The 19,051-nt window shown below is 63.3% G+C and carries 12 protein-coding genes; 8 read left to right on the top strand and 4 right to left on the bottom strand.

What is annotated here, in order from left to right; all coding sequences use genetic code 11:
- Nucleotides 1-66: 66 nt before the first annotated feature.
- The 6 genes from groL (at nucleotide 67) to ACIGJE_RS27435 (ending at nucleotide 6,978) form a co-directional block, all read left to right on the top strand.
- Entirely contained in the window at nucleotides 67-1,695 is a 1,629-nt protein-coding gene (groL, locus tag ACIGJE_RS27460; protein WP_394312870.1) for a chaperonin GroEL, read from the top strand.
- Between the two features lie 101 nt (nucleotides 1,696-1,796).
- Nucleotides 1,797-3,377 carry an ABC transporter substrate-binding protein gene (locus ACIGJE_RS27455; RefSeq protein ID WP_483680951.1) on the top strand — a complete coding sequence of 527 codons (1,581 nt, stop codon included), beginning with the start codon at nucleotides 1,797-1,799 and terminating at the stop codon, nucleotides 3,375-3,377.
- Between the two features lie 15 nt (nucleotides 3,378-3,392).
- Nucleotides 3,393-4,340, top strand: a complete 948-nt coding sequence (locus ACIGJE_RS27450) for an ABC transporter permease (protein WP_311943387.1) — start codon at nucleotides 3,393-3,395, stop codon at nucleotides 4,338-4,340.
- The gene (locus tag ACIGJE_RS27445; RefSeq protein WP_311943384.1) at nucleotides 4,340-5,215 is read left to right on the top strand and encodes an ABC transporter permease; all 876 of its coding nucleotides are present in this window, start codon (nucleotides 4,340-4,342) and stop codon (nucleotides 5,213-5,215) included. Before ACIGJE_RS27450 ends, ACIGJE_RS27445 begins: the two co-directional genes overlap by 1 nt.
- 23 nt (nucleotides 5,216-5,238) lie before the next feature.
- The gene (locus ACIGJE_RS27440) at nucleotides 5,239-6,159 is read left to right on the top strand and encodes an ABC transporter ATP-binding protein (protein ID WP_483680950.1); all 921 of its coding nucleotides are present in this window, start codon (nucleotides 5,239-5,241) and stop codon (nucleotides 6,157-6,159) included.
- Between the two features lie 3 nt (nucleotides 6,160-6,162).
- Nucleotides 6,163-6,978: an ATP-binding cassette domain-containing protein gene (locus ACIGJE_RS27435; protein WP_483680949.1), complete on the top strand. Its 816-nt coding sequence runs from the start codon at nucleotides 6,163-6,165 to the stop codon at nucleotides 6,976-6,978.
- 201 nt (nucleotides 6,979-7,179) lie between these two features.
- Here ACIGJE_RS27435 and ACIGJE_RS27430 read toward each other — a convergent pair whose 3' ends face one another.
- Entirely contained in the window at nucleotides 7,180-10,161 is a 2,982-nt protein-coding gene (locus tag ACIGJE_RS27430; protein ID WP_483680948.1) for an NAD(P)-dependent oxidoreductase, read from the bottom strand.
- Nucleotides 10,162-10,658: 497 nt separating this feature from the next.
- Between ACIGJE_RS27430 and ACIGJE_RS27425 the strand changes: the two genes are divergently transcribed.
- Together ACIGJE_RS27425 and ACIGJE_RS27420 are read left to right on the top strand one after the other, a co-directional pair.
- Complete coding sequence (locus ACIGJE_RS27425) at nucleotides 10,659-11,867, top strand: transporter substrate-binding domain-containing protein (RefSeq protein WP_483681184.1); 1,209 nt, start codon at nucleotides 10,659-10,661, stop codon at nucleotides 11,865-11,867.
- A gap of 81 nt (nucleotides 11,868-11,948) precedes the next feature.
- On the top strand, nucleotides 11,949-12,590 hold the full coding sequence (locus ACIGJE_RS27420; RefSeq protein ID WP_311943374.1) for an ANTAR domain-containing response regulator: 642 nt from the start codon (nucleotides 11,949-11,951) through the stop codon (nucleotides 12,588-12,590).
- Nucleotides 12,591-12,839: 249 nt separating this feature from the next.
- Here ACIGJE_RS27420 and ACIGJE_RS27415 read toward each other — a convergent pair whose 3' ends face one another.
- The 3 genes from ACIGJE_RS27415 to ACIGJE_RS27405 form a co-directional block, all read right to left on the bottom strand.
- Nucleotides 12,840-14,483: a purine-cytosine permease family protein gene (locus ACIGJE_RS27415; RefSeq protein ID WP_367626770.1), complete on the bottom strand. Its 1,644-nt coding sequence runs from the start codon at nucleotides 14,481-14,483 to the stop codon at nucleotides 12,840-12,842.
- Nucleotides 14,484-14,812: 329 nt separating this feature from the next.
- Nucleotides 14,813-16,897, bottom strand: coding sequence for a hydantoinase B/oxoprolinase family protein (locus ACIGJE_RS27410; protein ID WP_483680945.1), 2,085 nt, complete (start codon nucleotides 16,895-16,897; stop codon nucleotides 14,813-14,815).
- 38 nt (nucleotides 16,898-16,935) lie between these two features.
- Nucleotides 16,936-19,008: a hydantoinase/oxoprolinase family protein gene (locus ACIGJE_RS27405; protein ID WP_394312890.1), complete on the bottom strand. Its 2,073-nt coding sequence runs from the start codon at nucleotides 19,006-19,008 to the stop codon at nucleotides 16,936-16,938.
- Nucleotides 19,009-19,051 lie beyond the last annotated feature (43 nt).

The raw sequence follows: 19,051 nt of genomic DNA, 5'->3' as shown, positions 1-19,051 counted from the left end.
CCCCTTTTCACAGCCAGACAAGCCTTCGAGCGCTTTCGTCGCTTCCGGGCCTGAAGGAATCCAATCATGGCAGCAAAAGACGTCAAATTCTCCTCCGATGCCCGCGAGCGCCTGCTGCGCGGCGTCGACATCCTGGCCAATGCCGTCAAGGTCACCTTGGGTCCGAAGGGACGCAATGTCGTGATCGAGAAGTCGTTCGGCGCGCCCCGCATCACCAAGGACGGCGTCACCGTCGCCAAGGAGATCGAGCTCGAAGACAAGTTCGAAAATCTCGGCGCCCAGCTCCTGCGCGAAGTCGCCTCCAAGACCAATGATCTTGCCGGCGACGGCACCACCACCGCCACGGTCCTCGCCCAGGCCATCGTGCGCGAGGGTGCCAAGGCGGTGGCGGCCGGTTTCAATCCGCTCGATCTCAAGCGCGGCATCGACCTCGCCGTCACGGCCGCGATCAAGGACATCGAAAAGCGCGCCAAGAAGGTGAAGTCGTCCGAGGAAGTGGCCCAGGTCGGCACCATCTCGGCCAATGGCGACAGCTCGATCGGCGCCATCATCGCCACCGCCGTCGACAAGGTCGGCAATGAGGGCGTGATCACCGTCGAGGAAGCCAAGAGCCTGGAAACCGAGCTCGACGTCGTCGAGGGTCTGCAATTCGACCGTGGCTATCTCTCGCCCTATTTCGTCACCAATGCCGAGAAGCTGGTGGTCGAGTTCGAGGACCCCTACATCCTCATCCACGAAAAGAAGCTGTCTTCGCTCCAGCCCTTGCTGCCCGTGCTCGAAGCGGTGGTGCAGACCGGCAAGCCCCTTTTGATCATCGCCGAAGACGTCGAGGGCGAGGCGCTCGCCACCCTGGTGGTCAACAAGCTGCGCGGCGGGCTGAAGGTCGCCGCCGTCAAGGCACCGGGCTTCGGCGATCGCCGCAAGGCCATCCTGGAGGACATCGCCGTCCTCACCGCCGGGGAGACCATCTCGGAGGATCTCGGCATCAAGCTCGAAAACGTCACGCTCTCCCAGCTCGGGCGCGCCAAGCGCGTGCGCATCGAGAAGGAAAACACCACCGTCGTCGACGGTGCCGGCAAGAAGAAGGACATCAGCGCCCGCGTCGCCCAGATCAAGGCGCAGATCGAGGAGACCACCTCCGACTATGACCGCGAGAAGCTGCAGGAGCGCCTGGCCAAGATCGCCGGCGGCGTCGCGGTGATCCGCGTCGGCGGCTCGACCGAGGTCGAGGTCAAGGAGAAGAAGGATCGGGTCGACGACGCGCTCAACGCCACCCGCGCTGCCGTCGCCGAAGGCATCGTGCCCGGCGGCGGCGTTGCGCTGCTGCGGGCCAAGGCCGCCGTCGCCGAGCTCAGAAGCGAGAACGCCGACGTCCAGTCCGGCATCAACATCGTGCTGAAGGCCCTGGAAGCGCCGATCCGCCAGATCGTCGAGAATGCCGGCGTCGAAGGCTCGATCGTGGTCGGCAAGATCACCGAGAACAAGTCGGCGACCTTCGGCTTCAACGCCCAGACCGAGACCTTCGTCGACCTCCTGGAGGCCGGCATCGTCGATCCGGCCAAGGTGGTGCGCACCGCCCTGCAGGATGCCGCCTCGATCGCCTCGCTGATCGTCACCACCGAGGCCCTGGTGACCGAGCTGCCCAGGGAAAAACCGCCGGTCGGCCCGCCGGGCGGCGGCATCGGCGACTTCTGACGCCGAGATCCGGCAGGCGGATCGCTCCGGCCTTCCGCCTGCCGCGACGCGCCGTCTCCCGGCGCGTCCGCTCCTCTGACTGGAATGAATGGAAGATTACGATGCGGTTCGTTTCCCTGGGCCTCAGACTGAGCCTTGCCGGCGCCCTGTTTGCCCTCGTCCACGGCGCGGCCCTCGCCGACGACGCCGATAAATATGGCGGCACGCTGATCGTCGCCCAGAACGCCGAGATCACCAATCTCGATCCAGGCCGGGAAGGCGGCTGGGAGACCTTTCGCATCGCCCGCCACATCCACGAGCCGCTGGTGACCGAGGACCTGTCGAAATCCGGCGCGGAGGTAAAGGTCCCGCCCCTCAAGCCGGCCCTCGCCGAATCCTGGGAGATCTCGCCGGACGGGCGGGTCTACACCTTCCATTTGCGTCGCGGGGTCAAGTTCCATGACGGCACCGATTTCAACGCCGAGGCCGTGGCCTTCAACATCCGCCGCGGCTGGGATCCGAAATTCGAGTTCTACGACAAGATCAGCGCCGCCAACCTCGCCTACACCTATTCCTCGCTCAGCCGGATCGACACGCCCGACGACCACACTCTCGTCCTCACCTTCGCCGAACCGTTCAGCCCCTTCCTGAGGATGCTCGCCCAGGGCAGCGGCGGTTCGGGCGGCATTGCCAGCCCCGCGGCCATCCGCAAATACGGCAATGACGGCTATGCCGAGCATCCCGTCGGCACCGGTCCCTTCCGCTTTGTCGAACGGGTACGCGGCCAGAAGGTCGAGATCGAGCGCTTCGACGGCTACTGGGGCGACAAGCCCTTCCTCGACCGCATCATCTTCCGGCCGATCATCGACGGTAATGCCCGTGTCGCCGCTTTGGAGACCGGCGAGGTCGACATCATCTCCTGGCCGCCGCGCGACAGCGTGGCCAAGCTGAAGGCGGAGGGCTTCAGTGTCGACAATGTCGACCTGCCTTCGGTCTATTACTACACCTTTAACACCGCCAACGAGACCTTCAAGGATCCGCGCGTGCGCCAGGCGCTCGCTTTGTCGATCGACCGGGCCGCGCTGGCGCGCGACCTTCTCAAGGACACGGCCGGCCCTGCCTATGGCATCCTGAACCCGGGGAGCGATGCCTTCGACCCCTCCTTCCGCGACTATCCCTACGATGTGGAGAAAGCCAGGCAGTTGCTGGCCGAAGCCGGCCATCCCGGCGGCGTCAGCGGCCTCCTGGAGATCTATGCGGGCGGTGAGCCGGTGGCCGAATGGATCCAGCGTGACGCGGCCAAGGCCGGCATCAAGCTCGAGATCCGCTCCTATGACTGGAACAGCTTCCTGGCCCGCAACAAGAAGAACGGCCCCGAGGTTGCCCTGACCTCGATGGAATGGGGCTTTCTCACGCCCTATTGGCTCTACATTGTCGCCCACAGCCAGAGCAGCGGCAATACGGGCAACTACAACAATCCGGCGTTCGACAAGGCCGTCCATGAGGCAATCACCGCCGTCAAGGCCGAGGACATCAGGGACAAATGGCGCGAGGCCAACCGGATCCTGGCCGCAGACGTCGGTAAGCTGCCGATCTATTACGAGCGCACCCACTATGCCGCGGGCAAGAATGTCGGCGGCTTCGCCACCCCTGCCCAGGATTGGTATGATCTCAGCCATGTCTGGCTGAAGGAAAAGCAATAGGCCGGGGGTGCCGGGATGATCGCCCTCATCGCACGCCGCGCCGCCGCTTCACTGGCTATTCTGGTGCTGGTCACCTTCCTGGTCTTCCTGGTGGTCTATTTCAGCCCGGGAGACCCGGTGGCGATCATGCTCGGCCGCGACGCCTCGGGCGAGACTGCCGACCAGATCCGCCGCGATCTTGGCCTCGACAGGCCCTTCCTCGTTCAGTATGGCGCCTGGCTGTGGGGCCTGCTGGGCGGCCATTTCGGCACCTCCATCACCATGCATGTGCCGGTGCTCGACATCCTCGTCCCCGCCTATGTCAACACCTTCATCCTGGCCCTGGCGAGCCTGGTGATCGCGCTGACGGTCGGCGTCCTGCTCGGCGTGCTTTCCGGCCTGCGGGCCGGGGGCTGGTTCGACCGGCTTGCAGCCGCCATCAGCGAGGGCCTGGCGGCGACGCCGGTGTTCTGGCTCGGCATCATGCTGATCTGGCTGGTCTCCAAGCAGCTGCGCTGGCTGCCGTCGTCGGGCATGTACAATCTCAGGGGTTCCCATTCCCTGGCGGACCTTTTCGCCCATCTCGTCCTGCCGGCCTTCTCCGCCGCCGTGCTCGCCATCGCCATCATCATGCGCCTGACGCGCGCCAGCGTCATCGATGCGCTCAATGCCGACTATGCCAGGATGTTCGCCTCGGCCGGCATGTCGACGCCGAGGCTGCTGTTCACCCAGATCGCCCGCAACATCCTGGCACCGATCGTCAGCATCGGCGGGCTGCAATTCGGCACGCTGTTCGGCGGCGTCATCTTCGTGGAGACGGTGTTCGCCTGGCCCGGCCTCAGCGCCCAGCTCTACAACGCCATCACCGCCCATGACATCCCGGTCATCCAGACCGGCGTCCTGATGATTGCCGCGACCTTCATCGTGATCAACCTGATCGTCGACCTCGCTTTGGTCTGGCTCAATCCGCGAGCGAGAGCCTGATGTCATTCTTCCAGGCCTCAAACGCCCTCGGGGCATCGCCCACCGAAACGCCGACGCGCCGGCGCCGGATCGATCGCGGCATCATCGGCCTTGCCATCATCGTCGCGGTGATCGGCCTGGCAGCCCTGGCGCCCTTGATCTCCCCCTATGATCCCGACATCGGCGAAGGCGCCCTCCGGCTCGCACCGCCCGGCACGCCGGGCCATTGGCTCGGGCTCGACGGCCAGGGGCGCGACATCCTCTCCCGCTTGATCTGGGGCGCGCGCCTGTCCCTGATCGCCAGCATCGTCCCGGTCGCCATCGCCTTCATCGTCAGCCTTGGTCTCGGCCTCGCCGCCGGCTTTGCGCGCCAGCCCTTGGGCGCGGTGATCATGCGCGGCATCGACGTGCTCTTCGCCTTTCCGATGATCCTGTTTGCGATCGCCATCGCCGCCCTGCTCGGCCCGGGCCTGATCACGATCATCGCCACCATCGCGCTGTCGCTGGTGCCCTATATGACGCGCGTGGTCTATTTCGCGGTGCTGGCGGAAACCGGGCGCGAATATCTGGATGCGGCGCGCCTGCTCGGCGCCGGCCGCTCGGCAATCCTGTTCGGCGAACTCCTGCCCAACGTGCTCTCGCCCGCCATCATCTACGCCACCACGCTGATCGGGCCGATGATCGGCTTTTCCTCAGGCCTCAGCTTTCTCGGCCTCGGCATCCAGCCGCCTTTGGCCGATTGGGGACGGATGACCGTGGACGGCGTCGGCGTATTCGCCGAGGGCGCGCCGCATGTGGTGATCGCGCCCGGTATCGCCATCATCATCGTCTCGCTGGCCTTCAACTGGCTCGGCAGCGGCCTGCGGAACTGGCTGGATCCACATCACCATGCCTAGTCGAACTCGCTGAAGGAGCGGCCATGTCGATCATTGCCCCCATTGCGCATCACACGGTTCAGGCATCGCCGGGCCCTTCCGAGCTTTTGCGGCTCGCCGATCTGCACGTCGCCATCACCACGCCCCGCCGCACCATCCAGGCCGTCAGGGGCGTCGACCTCGATCTCCAGGCGGGCGAGATTCTCGCTCTGGTCGGTGAGTCCGGCTCGGGAAAGACCATGACGGCGGCCTCCATCGTCGGCCTGCTGCCGCGTCCCGCCGCCCGGATCACACAAGGCCGCATCCTCTTCCAGGGCCGGGATCTGCTCGCTGCCGGCACGCGCGACCGCCAGCGCATCCTGCGCCAGGACATCGCCTTCATCGTCCAAAGCTCCCTGACCTCCCTGAACCCGACATCCACCATCGGCCGCCAGCTTGCGGACATGATCGCCTTCCGCAACGGCCTCGGCCGCAGCGAGGCCCGCCGCGAGGCCTTGCGCTGGCTCGGCGAAGTGGGCATCGACGCGGCCGAACGCGTCATGGCCTCCTATCCGCACAGGCTGAGCGGCGGCATGCGCCAGCGCGTGCTGATCGCCATGGCGATCAACAGCCGCCCCAAGCTCATCATCGCCGACGAGCCGACGACGGCGCTCGATACCGCCACCCAAAAGCAGATCCTGGCCCTGCTGGCCCGCATCCGCGACAGCTACGGCACCGCCATCCTGCTGATCACCCATGATTTCGGCGTGGTGTCGTTCCTGAGCGACCGCATCGCCGTCATGCAGCACGGACGCATCGTCGAGACCGGGCCGACGGCGCAGGTGCTGGCGGCACCCCAGCATCCTTATACGGCGACACTGATCGACGCTGTGCCGCGCCTCGACCATCCCCTGCCCCGCCCCACGCTCAACGTGATCAGCGAGCAGGATCGGCCGGCCCTCCTTGCCCGCACAGCCGGGCGATAAGCGATGGCGTCATCTCCCATCCTCCAGGTCCGGGGCCTCACCCGCCGCTATGGCGTGCGCACCGGCCTGTTCGGCCCGCGGCACGAAGTCGTCGCCGTCGAGGACGTCGATTTCGCAATCGAACGCGGCGAGATCGTCGGCATCATCGGCGCCTCCGGCTCGGGCAAGTCCACGATCGGGCGCCTGCTGACAGGGCTCGACGAACCTGATGGCGGCGAGATCCTGTTCGACGGCGCCAGGATCGACGGACTGTCCGACCAGGCACGCCGCCCGCTGCGCCGCCGTCTCCAACTCGTGCTGCAGGACGCCTCCTCGGCCCTCAATCCGCGCCGGCGCGTGGGCGTCCAGATCGCAACGCCGATGCTGCGGCTGGGTGTCGCCGCCGACCGCGAGGACGCGTGCGAGCGCACGGCCGAGCTCCTCCGCCTGGTCGGCCTGGACGCGGGTGCCGCGGAGCGCTATCCGCACGAATTCTCCGGCGGGCAGCGTCAGCGCATCAACATCGCCCGCTCGCTCGGTGTCGAGGCCGAATGCCTGATCCTGGACGAGCCGACCTCCGCCCTCGATGTCTCCGTGCAGGCCCAGATCCTGGCGCTGCTGCTCGAGCTCAGGCAGCAGCTCGGCCTGACCTATGTCTTCATCAGCCACAATCTGGCGGTGGTGCAGTCCTTCTGCGACCGCATCCTGGTGCTCGACAAGGGACGACTGGTGGAAAACCTGCCATCCGGCACTATCACCAGGCAGGCCAGCGCGCCGGCCACCCGGCGCCTGCTGGAGGCAAACCTGTTCTTGTCCCGCGCCCCCGCTGCCGAGCCCTAAATCAAAGCATCCAGCCAGATCTTAGGAGAATGTGCCGTCGGCTCGATCCAAGGCTATCGAGCCGCTTTTGAGGACCGATGCCGCCGGCAGGCTGGATGGAGGTGTGGCGAGACACCCCCATCCGATCGAATTCCGCATGACCCTGCCGGATCAGGCCATACGGCGTTATCCCCTGTAGCTCGCCTCGGCCAAACCGGCTCCTTAGGCTTCGGCATAAGGCCCCCTGAGCCCGAGCTTTTCCGTAAGGGCCGTGTAGCGGTTGGTGTCCCGCACGAGAGCGGCGCCATAGCGCTGCAGCAAGGTGGCGCGACGGTCGGGATCGGTGGTCGACGACAGCGCTCCCCAGATCGCGGCAAGGGATTCCACCGCCTCGCGCGCCTGGCGCAGGACCGCTTCATCGGCGACGGCGCGAGCAAGCGTGCCACCTGTCACCGCACCTATACCATTGACGGTGCGAGCGCCGGCATTGCGGTAGCCTGGCGGCAGATCGCCCTTCAGATTGGTGACGACGCCGTATTGGATGACGTCGAAGATCTGGTCGACGGCCTGCCTGGCTCCCTCCACCCGCGAGGGATGGTCGGTGTCGGCGGCGGCATGCGGCAAGAGTTCGAGCTTGCCGGAATGCCGGCCTTCGAGCGCGCGATAGGGCACCATCGGGCCCGACAGCGTCCCGTCGGCGGCATTGCGGAAGAGATCGGCGTCGATGCAGGCATAAGAGACCTTGCCCTCGGCAAGCGCCGCATCGAGGGCCTCGGCGTCGACCACTTCGCCTCGATCATAGTTGATGAGCACGGCGCCATCGGCGAGGCGGTTGAGGATATCGCTGCCGATCAGCGACTGGTTGGCGAAGCGTCCGCTCTTGGCATCGATCGGGCCGAGGCCGGTATGCACGGTGAGGACATGAGCCCCCTCCGCCGCAGCTTCGGCGGTCGGAGCGTATTCGAAGCCTTCCGACTCGATCCAATCCTTGTGCCGCTCGCGGGCATGGATGGCCACCTGCATGCCAAAGGCGCTGGCGAGCTTGGCGAGCTCGCGGCCGATATTGCCATAGCCGATTACCGCGATGCGCCGCCCTTCCAGCTTTTCGGTCGGGAAGTCGCGCAAATGCTTGCCGGTATCGAACTCGCCGGCGACGACACGCCGGTGCAGTTCGTCGACCTTGAGGTCGGGCGCCACCTTGAGCAGGGCCTTGAAGGCCATCTGGGCCGTTGCCCGGCTGTTGAAGCTGGGCGTGTTCATCAGGGGCGCGTCGCCGCCAACACCGCTGCCGCCGCCCCAGGACAACGAGCCCATATTGCCGGTACCGGCGCCGATGCGCACGCCGCCGAGCGGAAACACCGAGTTCTTCGGCAGGAAGGTGGCCGCGGCAATCACCGCATCATACTGCCCCTTGTCGGTCTGCGGCAGGATCTCTGCCTCGGTGCTGAGATTGGGCTGGTAGAAGAAGTGGATACGTCCCTTCTGCAGCGCTCCGTCGTCCCGGATCGGGCCGAGATGGAAGACGCCGCCCTTCGCCTCGATATAGCGGCGGACTTCCTGGTGGTCAGGCTCTCCCTCACCGTCGAAGCGCATGCCGATAAGATCGGCCACCAATACCTTGTAGGCACGGTTGGGATCGTCGCGCCTGGCGCGCTCGCCGCCGGCATCGGCGCTCACCGGGAAGGTCTCGCCGAGCTTGGCGAGTTCTTCTTCCAGCACCACGATCTTGGCACGCAGATAGGCGTATTCGAGGTTATCGAGCAGCGCATCGATATCTTCCACCGGCCGGATGCCGCCGATCCAGGCGCGATAGTCGCCCGGCGTGCCTGGGAAGGCGTTGACATAGCGGGCAACGTCGAGGCCGCGTTCATGCTCGCCATTGGGATGGGTGATGCCTTCATAGGCAAGAATCTGCTTGGAACGGGCGATGATGCGGGCGTGGATGGCGGGGTCGGTGATGTCGGCATCCCTGATGCGCAGCAGCGTCACCGCCGCGCCGCGCCGCTCGGGATCGGCGACGCCGAGCTCGAACAGGGGATGGCTGGCCACCCACTGGTTCACGGCGGCGCGGTTGCGCACCGAGCGCTTGTAGAGATCCTGAACCGAGCCAAGGCGCTTTTCCGAGCGCAGCAGGCCGAAGGTGGTCTCGGCAAAGGCGAGGGTGGAGTAGGTGTTGATCACGCCGCCCAGCATCTTGTCCTGCGCCGGGTCATAGATCGGCCCGACATTGACGGTCCTCTCGCCCGTGAGCGGACGCTTGGGGTCGACCGGCGCCACGATCTTGAGCTGGCGCGGGATCGCCCAGGACGGCGACTTCTGGTTCCTCTCGACGAGGTCAAGCGCCTGCGGCGTGAAGGAGACGACGAAATAACCCGAGATACCGCCGATCGCCTTCTGGAACGGCATGAACAGGCAGCATTTGGCAATGACGTTCTTCACCGCCTCTTCGCCCCAGGGCATGGCGCCGAGCATCGAGGTGGCGTCGAGCACGGCATGGTGTTCGGCCGGATTGCGGTCGAGCCATTCGAGCAGATTGGCGATGTCCTGGGCCGTATAGGTGGTGGCGCCGGTGGTTTCATGGCCGACGCCGATGAAAAGCTTGACGCCCATCTTTTCGAGGGCGTCGGCGCTGGGAATGGCACCCTCCTCCTCGGCAAAGTGGATGCGGGACTCATCGCCATTGCGGGCATAGCGGTGCATCTCGATGAGCTGCGCGCCCCAGGACTGGCGGAAGAAACCGCCCGCCTTGGCCGCTTCGGACTCCGGCCGGAGCGTGTCGACGTAAACATGCTGGTTGGGATCGCCGGCAGTCACGAGATGGAGGGCGCAGACCGTGAAGCCGCTATGGCCACCACCGAGCCCCACCGCCATCTTGTTCGCCCTGGGGAACTCGAAATAGCGATGGATCTCCCGCATCATGTCGGTCAGGAACTTGTCGGCTGGATAGCCCCGATGCATGCTCCGCCCGACCTCGGCCGTGGTGAAGGGCCCGAGATCGCCGCCCTGGTCATCGAGCTTTCGATAGTTCTTTTCGAGCCAGCGATCGAATTCGAAACGCAGGAGGCGCGCATCCACCTCATCCAGCGTGCCGTCGGTGATCGGCCCGACGCCGAAGAAGGGATTGGAGGTGCGCGCCGGCGGCCCGGAACGCGTCAGTTCGAGAGTCTTGTCGCGTTGTGCCTTCAGCGTCTGGGCATTCGCCATCGGTCGGCGTCTCCTGTTCGGGTGGAAAAGGCTTCTTGGTGCCCGATGATAGCCGGCGCTTGCCGCCGCAAATATCGCGGGGCCGACTCAACATTCACCTTGCTGCGCATTTCGGAGCGGGAGACTGGCAGGCTGGCGATGCCGCATTGAGCGGCGCTGGTGCTGATCCGTGCGGGATTGCCGCTCCTCCGCGCCGCGAGTAGCAGAGCAGGGCACCCCCGTTCAGCCATGCGCGGCCGTCGATCGGATGGCGCCCGCGCCCGCTGCCCCGAAACCATTCATCCTGACAGCGAAGCCGTCGGCGGTTCCCAGGGAAGCTGAAGAACACTTTGCATGGGCGATGGTCTCAAGCATCCGGACACCGCCTCAAAAGCCAATCCCGAACAAAGCATTGACCGCCTAGATTGGCTCATCTAGCGTTCAAGATCACCTGTGAATGCAGTGCCGCTTGAAAGGCAAGTTTGCTGGCTAAGAGCAGGTTGCCCCATTCTCGTGTGATGGAGTCTTGCGCAATAATGACAAGCGATCGACCAATCCATATTGGGGTGCTGTTCTCGAAAACGGGTTGGACCGCGGCAACCGAGCGCAGCATGCTGTCCGCAACCAAATTCGCCATCGACGAGATCAATGAAACAGGGGGCATAAACGGACGAGAGCTCGTTCCGATCTATGGCGACCCTGAGGGAAAGCCGTCAGCATATCAGGATATGGCCCGAGAACTTTTGTCGGAAAGGAAGGCAAGCATCATCCTTGGTTGCTACACTTCCAGCCAGCGCAAGGCTGTCTTGAGCGTCCTGGACCGGGAGCATGGATTGTTGTGCTATCCAGCGCAATATGAAGGTTTCGAATATTCAAGGAATATCGTTTATTTCGGCGCAGTTCCCAACCAGAATAGTTTCTTCTTGGGATCTTATCTTTTGGAGAACTTCACGCCGAGACTGTACATCGTTGGTTCGGATTATGTGTGGCCGCGTGAATCCGGAAGGATCATGGCGGATCTGATCGGCTCCCGCGATGGCGAGATCGTTGGCCAGCGCTACCTTCCAGAAGAAGCGTCGATTGAAGAATTCGACGCCCTGATCAAGGACATGAAAAGCCGCAAACCGGATATCGTGTTCAACAATTTCGTCGGCAATTCGAATGTGAAATTCTACAAGGCCTATGCCGACAACGGCCTCGACGCCTATCAGATGCCGGTGGCAAGCTTGACGACCAGCGAAACCGACATCCGGGAAATCGGCATCGGTGCAGCATCCGGCCATATTACTGCGGCCACTTATTTCCAGTCGCAAACCAACTTGGCAAACAGGTCGTGTCTCGAGCGGTACCAGGCCGTGCATGGCGAACAGCCAAATGCGAACATGGGCTGGGAGGCCGCCTACACCCAGGCCCATGTGGTCGCGCAGGCGATGCGGCAGTGCGATTCCGACAACGTTAATCTCGTGCGCGCGCAAATCCTCGGTTCGACCTTCGACGCGCCGCAGGGTGTGATCGCCATCGACCCGTTGAATTCCCACGCGCATGTCTGGCCCAAGATTGGAGTCGTGCGGGAGGATGGGCAGTTCGACATCGTTGCCGAGACCAGCCACGCCGTGCCGCCAGACCCCTATCGGGCTGCCTATTTCCTGGATGACGAGGACACGCCATTGCAGCCCCCCGACCTGCCGAAAACGCTTCGCGCCGACTCTTTCGGCACTCAGGAGTGATCCAGTGATGCCTGAGAGGCCCCACGTGCTTCGACAGGCAAGCCGCTCGCGACAAACGGATGCCGGTGAGAGGATCTGATCATGCGGGGTTCCCATTCCTCCAGTGGCAAGGACAGGGACCAGATGGTTTCGGTCAAGGACTTGCGATCCTTGCGTGTCCTGCTCGTCCAGCCGAAGAACAGCGAAGGCGCGGCTCTACGGTCTCATTTGATGCGGATCGGCTGTCATGTGGAAGAAATCTGGCCTCCGCCGAGCACTTTCGAGAACATCGATATCGTTTTCGCAATGTTCGACCAGATCATAGAACATAAGCTGACGTTTGAATGGCAGGCCGACGATCCCCCTGCGGTCCTGATCGGGGTCATCGATTATGAAAATCCCCTCGCGATCGACAGGCTGCTGCGAATTCGAGCGAATGCGGTCATCGGACTGCCGATCCGCCCCTTCGGCATTCTCACCAATCTCCTGGTGACCGTGAATAATTTCCGGCGCGAAAAGCGGCTTTGCGCCAACCTGCACCGCATGCAGGCCAAGCTCGAAACCTGCCGCACGATCGAACGCGCCAAGCTTGCGATGATGCTTACGAACAGCCGCTCTGAGCAGGAGGCCTATGGCATGCTGCGCCAGTTGGCGATGAAACGGCGAACCACGGTGGAGGTCGTTTCCGGGGAAATTCTGAACGCTCTCGACTGGTGCGACGAGGACATGCCGACATCCCCCTAGAGAAAAATGGCTTTTCTCCGAATCGTCATTTTTCCCAACTCTTTGTTTCGGCGCGTTTTCCTAATCGAAAAATCTATCGACTTTTCTGGAAAGCGCTCTGGGGAATGGTGCGCTCCCGACCTTCCACGGCGGATAAGGACGAGGCCAGTTCCGTTCTGACGATATCCACGGAAGATGCCGCCTTGGCGGCCCGAGCCGGGGCGGTCATGCAAGCCGGGCTGCACCGAAGGCGCAGCCCGCAATTGTGTTCTACGTCGCCGAACTGCGTCGAGAGCCGAGCATGACCGGCTCGCAGCGCCCGGCATAGGTTCTTGCCTCTGCCCGGGCTGCCAGCAGGAATTCGCGGCGGTCGGACGCGCATGCAAGGCAAATCGGCTCATGACGGAATGAAGGGTCGCGATCCATTTCATGGGCGATATAGGCCTGGGCACAATGACTGCAGCGGATCCTCGCAGTCCATGGATCGTCGACTTCACTTCTGGGGTCGTGCGGCCGCTCCACGATGAACCAGTTCGCGCGCGCGATCCCCAGAGACGCGGCATAGATGACGACGGCTATCGCCAAGGTGATTGGCGGTGCCCAGATGCCGCCAAAGCTGCCGCCGAAGACCAGGAGCAGGCAGCCGACCGCCGATGCGACCACCCAGGCTCCAAGTCCGCCCGGATTGACCAGCGGAACCCGGCCGGGACGAAACTCCAGCATGTCAGCCTTGATCCCGCGCAGGTAGCACCAGCCGACATGGGTCATGGCGACACCAACCCAGGCAACGATGATCACACCCTGGAACTGGAGCGTCTGCAGAAGGTAGCCGAAGACATTGGTGAGCATCACAAGGAAGATCACGACCGACATGATCGCCACCCACACGGTGCGGGGCAATGAGATCTTGAAGGCCCGCGCAAAGAAGTTCTGCATGTTGGTGGATGAAAGATAGAAGTTGATCGTGTTGATCCTGGTCTGGCTGACCCAGACCAGGAGCACGCCGAAGGGTCCCATCAGCGCCACGATGCCGATGATCGCAGACGTCTCCGACAGCGGCCCCACGATCGGAATGGTTTCGGCGATGAAGATCCCGACCGCACCGTTGATCAGCAAGGTGACGACATAGAAGGGAATGCCGAAGCTCGTATTGCCGTTGGCGACGGCGTCCTCCTTGCGGCCGAAGCGGGCCACGTCCCATGTCATCATCACCACGACCCACACGCCCATATAGACCGTGAAGGCGAACCACCAGCCGGGAACACCCATGTCGGCGCTCTTTGCTGGAAGATGAGTCAGCCAGTTGTTCGAGTATCCATGTGTAACGATCGCCCAGATGACGCAGGCGATGAGGCCAAGGACGTAGAGAGGTAGCAAAACGCCGTTGATCCGATCCAGCCAGGTGCGGACGCCGCGCATGACCAGAGGGGCGCTGTAGCAGCAGACGATGAAATACCACAGGCTCATCGGTCCGCCGAAATAATCCTGAAGCGCGATCGCGACGATCGTGCCCTCGGCAATGGCGTAATAGGTGATCGTCACCCCGAACAGCAGCGCGGCGAAAGTCGCGCCGACCTGCCCGAAAACCGCTCGGGAAAACAGCGCCACATTGGTGCCGCTTCGTGCCGCAAAGCGGGCCGCGACATTGCACAGAACGCCGTAGACCACCGTTGATAAGGCAATGCCGATCAACGTATCGACCGTGCCGACCGACAATGCGACGGTACTGCCGACAACGACCCAGAACATGGCGCTCATCAGGCCGAACCAGGCCATCGCAAGCGAAAATCGCGAGCTTCGCCACGTCGGCGGCACGATATGCAAAGAGAAATCCTCGGCGGCCGCCTGGCGCAAGACTCCAGGTTCGTCCTGGTAGATGATGTCCGGTTTTGGAACGCTACTGGCTGTGTCCATGATGTCCCCTCTGTGGTCGCGGTCGTACCAATGTCAGCTGGGGAACCAGGGATCAGTGGCCGGTCCGCAGGATGTGAAATTCCAGCCGTCTCTTGTCGCGGCTGGCTGTTTCCCTACACGCGAGAACTACCTTCAACAGGTGCATGCGCGGACCTGCTCGCGCAGAACGCGAACCGGCGTGAGCCCGGAAGTCGGAGATATGCGCATTGCCCTGAACACGATGGCGTTGGCGTTCCCAGCCAACCCAGCGCGATTGCAGGCCGCCTCAAGGAGCGGCACTGACGCGGAGGCGGAGCGTTCTGATGCTCCGCCTCCCCTCCACGGTCGCCTTAGGCGGCGCGGGATCTTTGGGTCGCTTCCTTGCCGAGGACCGCCAGCGTCTTGCCCCAATAAGGCACGACCCTGCGCTTGAGCATCTGGCGAAACTGACTGGTCGTATTGGGCAGGAGGGTGCCGTCACCCCAATCGAGGATGACGCCATATTGCCGGATGCAATCCATCTCGTTGAGCTTTCCGGCGCGATAATCGGCAGCGATCGCCTCGGCATCCTCATCGAGCCAGCCCAGGCGAGCTGCAGCAATGTGCTGGCGTTCCCTCTCGGTTGCCTCGACATCGACCTCGTACTGGGCCAGGTCACGGTCGATCACCCTGATGACGACGCCATAGTCGATCCGTGCCCGCTCGAGGCTGACATATTCGTCGGCCACGTCCTCGCAAACGAGTTGAGGGTCGCGCAGCAAGGGGTCGCCGACTCCGCCGCCGCCGGCGGATGGCCGCGTGAACACGTCGTCCAGCTCGATCGGCAGGTTGGAGAAGATCGAGCCGAGATAGCGCTCCTTCTCCGTCCCCTTGTTGAGCCACACGCCGTGCGGGATCGAGGGCAGACCGCCCCACATACCCCAGGTGACAGAGCGCTCGCGATCGCAGCAATAGGACACCACGATGCGCTCGCCTTCGAAGACGGATCCGCCCTTCTCGGCGCCAAGCCCGCCTCGGGACTCCCCGGGACCAGCCGAGTCCTGAACGAAATCATGGCATTTCGTCAGCACGGGAGCGAGGCGCTCCTGGCCCTCGAGAGGCTGGATGCCATATTGGGCGCCGAACACCGGAGCGGTGGCATTGAAACCATCTCGACCGTTGCGGCCGCCCCAACCGCCTGCCATCCAGTCATACCACATGAAATAGGGACGTCCCTTGATCCTGGTGTCGCGCCCGCCAACCAGCAGATATTCGAGATTGAAGGCGCAACCCATGGTCCGCTCGGGCAGGATCTCGGCCCAAAGGCCGAACACCGAGTTCATCAGCTTTTCGAACGGGCCGGAACAGAAGCCGGCGCATGGGCTAGGCCAATCGGCGTTCACGACGGTTCCCGGTTCTCCCACATTCACGGTTACCGCCCGGTAGAGGCCGGAGTTCAGCGGCAGATCCGGGAACTGATATTTGGTTCCCGCCACGATACCCGCAAACGAGCCGCCATAGGCCGCATTCAGGAAGGTCGAGATCTGCGGATGCGATCCCGACAGATCGTAATGGGCGTGATTGCCGTCGATCGTAAACTTGATCTTGATCGGGATCAGCCCCTCTTCGAGCTTGGGGTCCTGATCGATATAGTCCTCGGCGTACCAGGTCCCATCGGGCAATTCGGCAAGGCGCGCCCGCATGAGTACTTCGACATAGTCCTGTACTTCCTGGAACGCGGTCTTGATCGTCTCGGCGCCATATTTGTCGCAAAGCCGGATGATCTCACGCTCGGCGACCGCGGTCGCCTCGGCCTGCGCCTGCATGTCACCGATGACGTCGCCGGGATTGCGCGTATTGGCGGCGATCATGCGGGCCACGTCTTCGAGCCAGACGCCCTTGCTCCAGACACGCACCGGCGTGATGCGCAGCCCTTCGCCCATGTGGTCGAGCGCCGTGATGTTGAAGGATCCCGGTGCTGCGCCCCCCATGTCGGCCCAGTGGCCATTCGCCTGCGAATATCCGATCAGCTCGCCCTTGTAGAACATCGGGCGCAGAATCCGCGTGTCGTTGAAGTGACTGCCGCCGCGGAACGGGTCGTTGATGATGAAGACGTCGCCGGGGTGGATGTCGTCGCCGAACGCCTCGATCACCGCCTTGCAGGTATAGTGGAGCGTTCCCACATGCGCGGCGATGTCGCCCGTTCCCTGCATCACCAGGTTGCCCTGGGGATCGCTCAGCCCCGACGAGAAGTCGCGGCAATAGATCACGAACGAATAGCAGGTTCTCAACAGCTGTTCGGCCATCTGGTCGACGATGTTGACGAAGGCGTTGCGCAGAACCTCGAATGTGATCGGGTCGAGCGTGGTCTTGAACACCGTCTTCCGATCCGCGGGGAGCGGCGGATGCTGAATACCCTTGTCGGACAGTCCTGCATATTTGTTGGAGTTGCTCATGCTGTTCTTCCTCTCCATGTTCCTTTGCCAGGCACCGCTTATGCAGCGTCGAGCTTGATCTGGATGTTGAGCCACTCGTCGATATGGGCGACGCAGTCCGGCGGGATGACAGTGGTCGAGTCGAGCTGGTCGATAATGGCGGGTCCCTTGATCGTGACCCCGGCCGCCAGATGATCGCGGTCATAGAGGTTCGTGGTCATCGCCTCGGGCTGTCCGTGGAACCAAACCTCCCGCGTCCCCTTCGGTGTCGCCGTTGCATCCCTGTCAATCTTGACTTTCGGGAAGGACGGTTTGGGCGTGACGCCGATGGCGCGAACGGTCAGACGATAGATCTCGACCGGGAAGTCCTCACGCCGGAAGTTGTGCGCCTTCTCATATTCACTGTGGAAGATCGCAATCGCCTCTTTCATCGATTTGATCTGGCCGGAAACCGGCACCGCCAGCGAACGCCACTGGCCGCGATAGCGCATGTCGACAAGACGCTGGAACGTCATGTCCTTCTCCTCGACGCCGTCGGTCTCCAGGCGCTGGCGCCCTTCGGCTTCGATCTCCCTGAACGCCGCCTCGATGTCGGCAGGATCAGCCTCGACGGCATCCTTGAAGAACATCCGGGTCACGTCGTGCTGAACATCGACGAGCATGCAGCCGACCGCCGAGGTCACGCCGGGGTTCGGCGGCACGATCACCACCGGGATGTTGAGCTCGCGGGCAATGTCCACCCCGTGCAGCGGTCCCGCTCCTCCGAAAGCCACCAACGCGAAATCGCGAGGATCATGGCCGCGGGCAATGGAGATCAGGCGAACCGCGTCGGCCATGTTGGCGTTGGCAACCCGGAGCGTTGCGAGCGAGGCATCGATCACATTGAGATCGAGCGCATCGGCGATCTTTTTCATTGCCCCGAGCGCGGCATCACGATCGAGCTTCATCGTACCGCCGGCGAGTTCGGTACCAACGCGGCCCAGAATGATGTTCGCATCGGTATTGGTCGGTTCGGTGCCACCAGCCTTGTAGCAGGCGGGCCCTGGCACGGAGCCCGCCGATTGCGGGCCGTTGCGCAGCGACCCCGCCTTGTCGAGCCAGGAGAGCGAGCCGCCGCCCGCACCAATGGTGAGCACCTCGACCGACGGGAAACAGATCGGATGGCCCCAATCGACCTCCCATTTGTCGGTCATGCGCAAATGGCCGTCCGCCGCCAGCGAAATGTCGGCCGATGTTCCGCCCATATCCAGACCGATCGCGTTCTTGTAGCCGCACAGGCCGGCGAAATGCCTGCTCGCAATTGCGCCCGCCGCGATGCCCGAGGCCGCGAGCCGCGCCGCATATTTTTCCGCTGTCGCCGGCGTAATCACGCCTCCGCCGGAATGCAGGAGCAGCACGTCGGCCTCATAGCCGGCTTCGCTGGTTCTGCGGTCGATATCGCGTGCATAGGGGCGGATGATCGGCGCCAAGATCGTATTGGCGACCGTCGTCGAAAACCGGTCGTCCTCGAAGATCTCCGGGTGCGTTTCGTGCGACGTGGTGATTGCGACATCCGGCCCGAGCTCTTCGGCGAGAATTTCGGCCATTCGCAGTTCGTGAGCGCCGTTGACATAGGCGTTGATGAAGCACACCGCGACCGCGGTCACTTTCCGCTTGCGCAGGATGCGCGCGACTTCACGGGCCTCGGCCTCGTTGAAGGGCTCGATGACCTCGCCGCGATAGTTGATGCGTTCGGTGACGGCGAAACGATCGCGGCGGCGAACATAGGGCGGAGTGCCTTCCTTGTAGGCATCCCAGGGATCTTCTCGGGTACCGCGCCCGATTTCGAGAACATCGCGAAAACCCTTGGTCGTCACCATTGCTGCGGGCTTGAAATTACGGGTTATCAGCGCATTCGTGGCGATCGTCGTGCCGTGGGTAAACAGTTCCACGTCATGCCAATCGATCCGGGCCGCGGCAGCGCCGTTCATCACGGCGTCAATCGGATTGGACGTGCTCGGGACTTTTGCAACGGTTTGGTTGCCGTTGGAGTCCAGAATGAAAACGTCGGTGAATGTTCCTCCAACGTCTATGGCAACTCGAACACGTGACCCATTAGACGCATAGCTGCTCAGTCTTCCGTCTATATTCATAGGCGGACTCCTCCAGATTTACGTTGGACAGTGTGATCCGGAC

This window comes from Labrys sp. E2SS-1L (assembly GCF_057073705.1).
The sequence above is the reverse complement of the archived record's forward strand: the minus strand, read 5'-3'. Positions and strand labels throughout refer to the sequence as shown.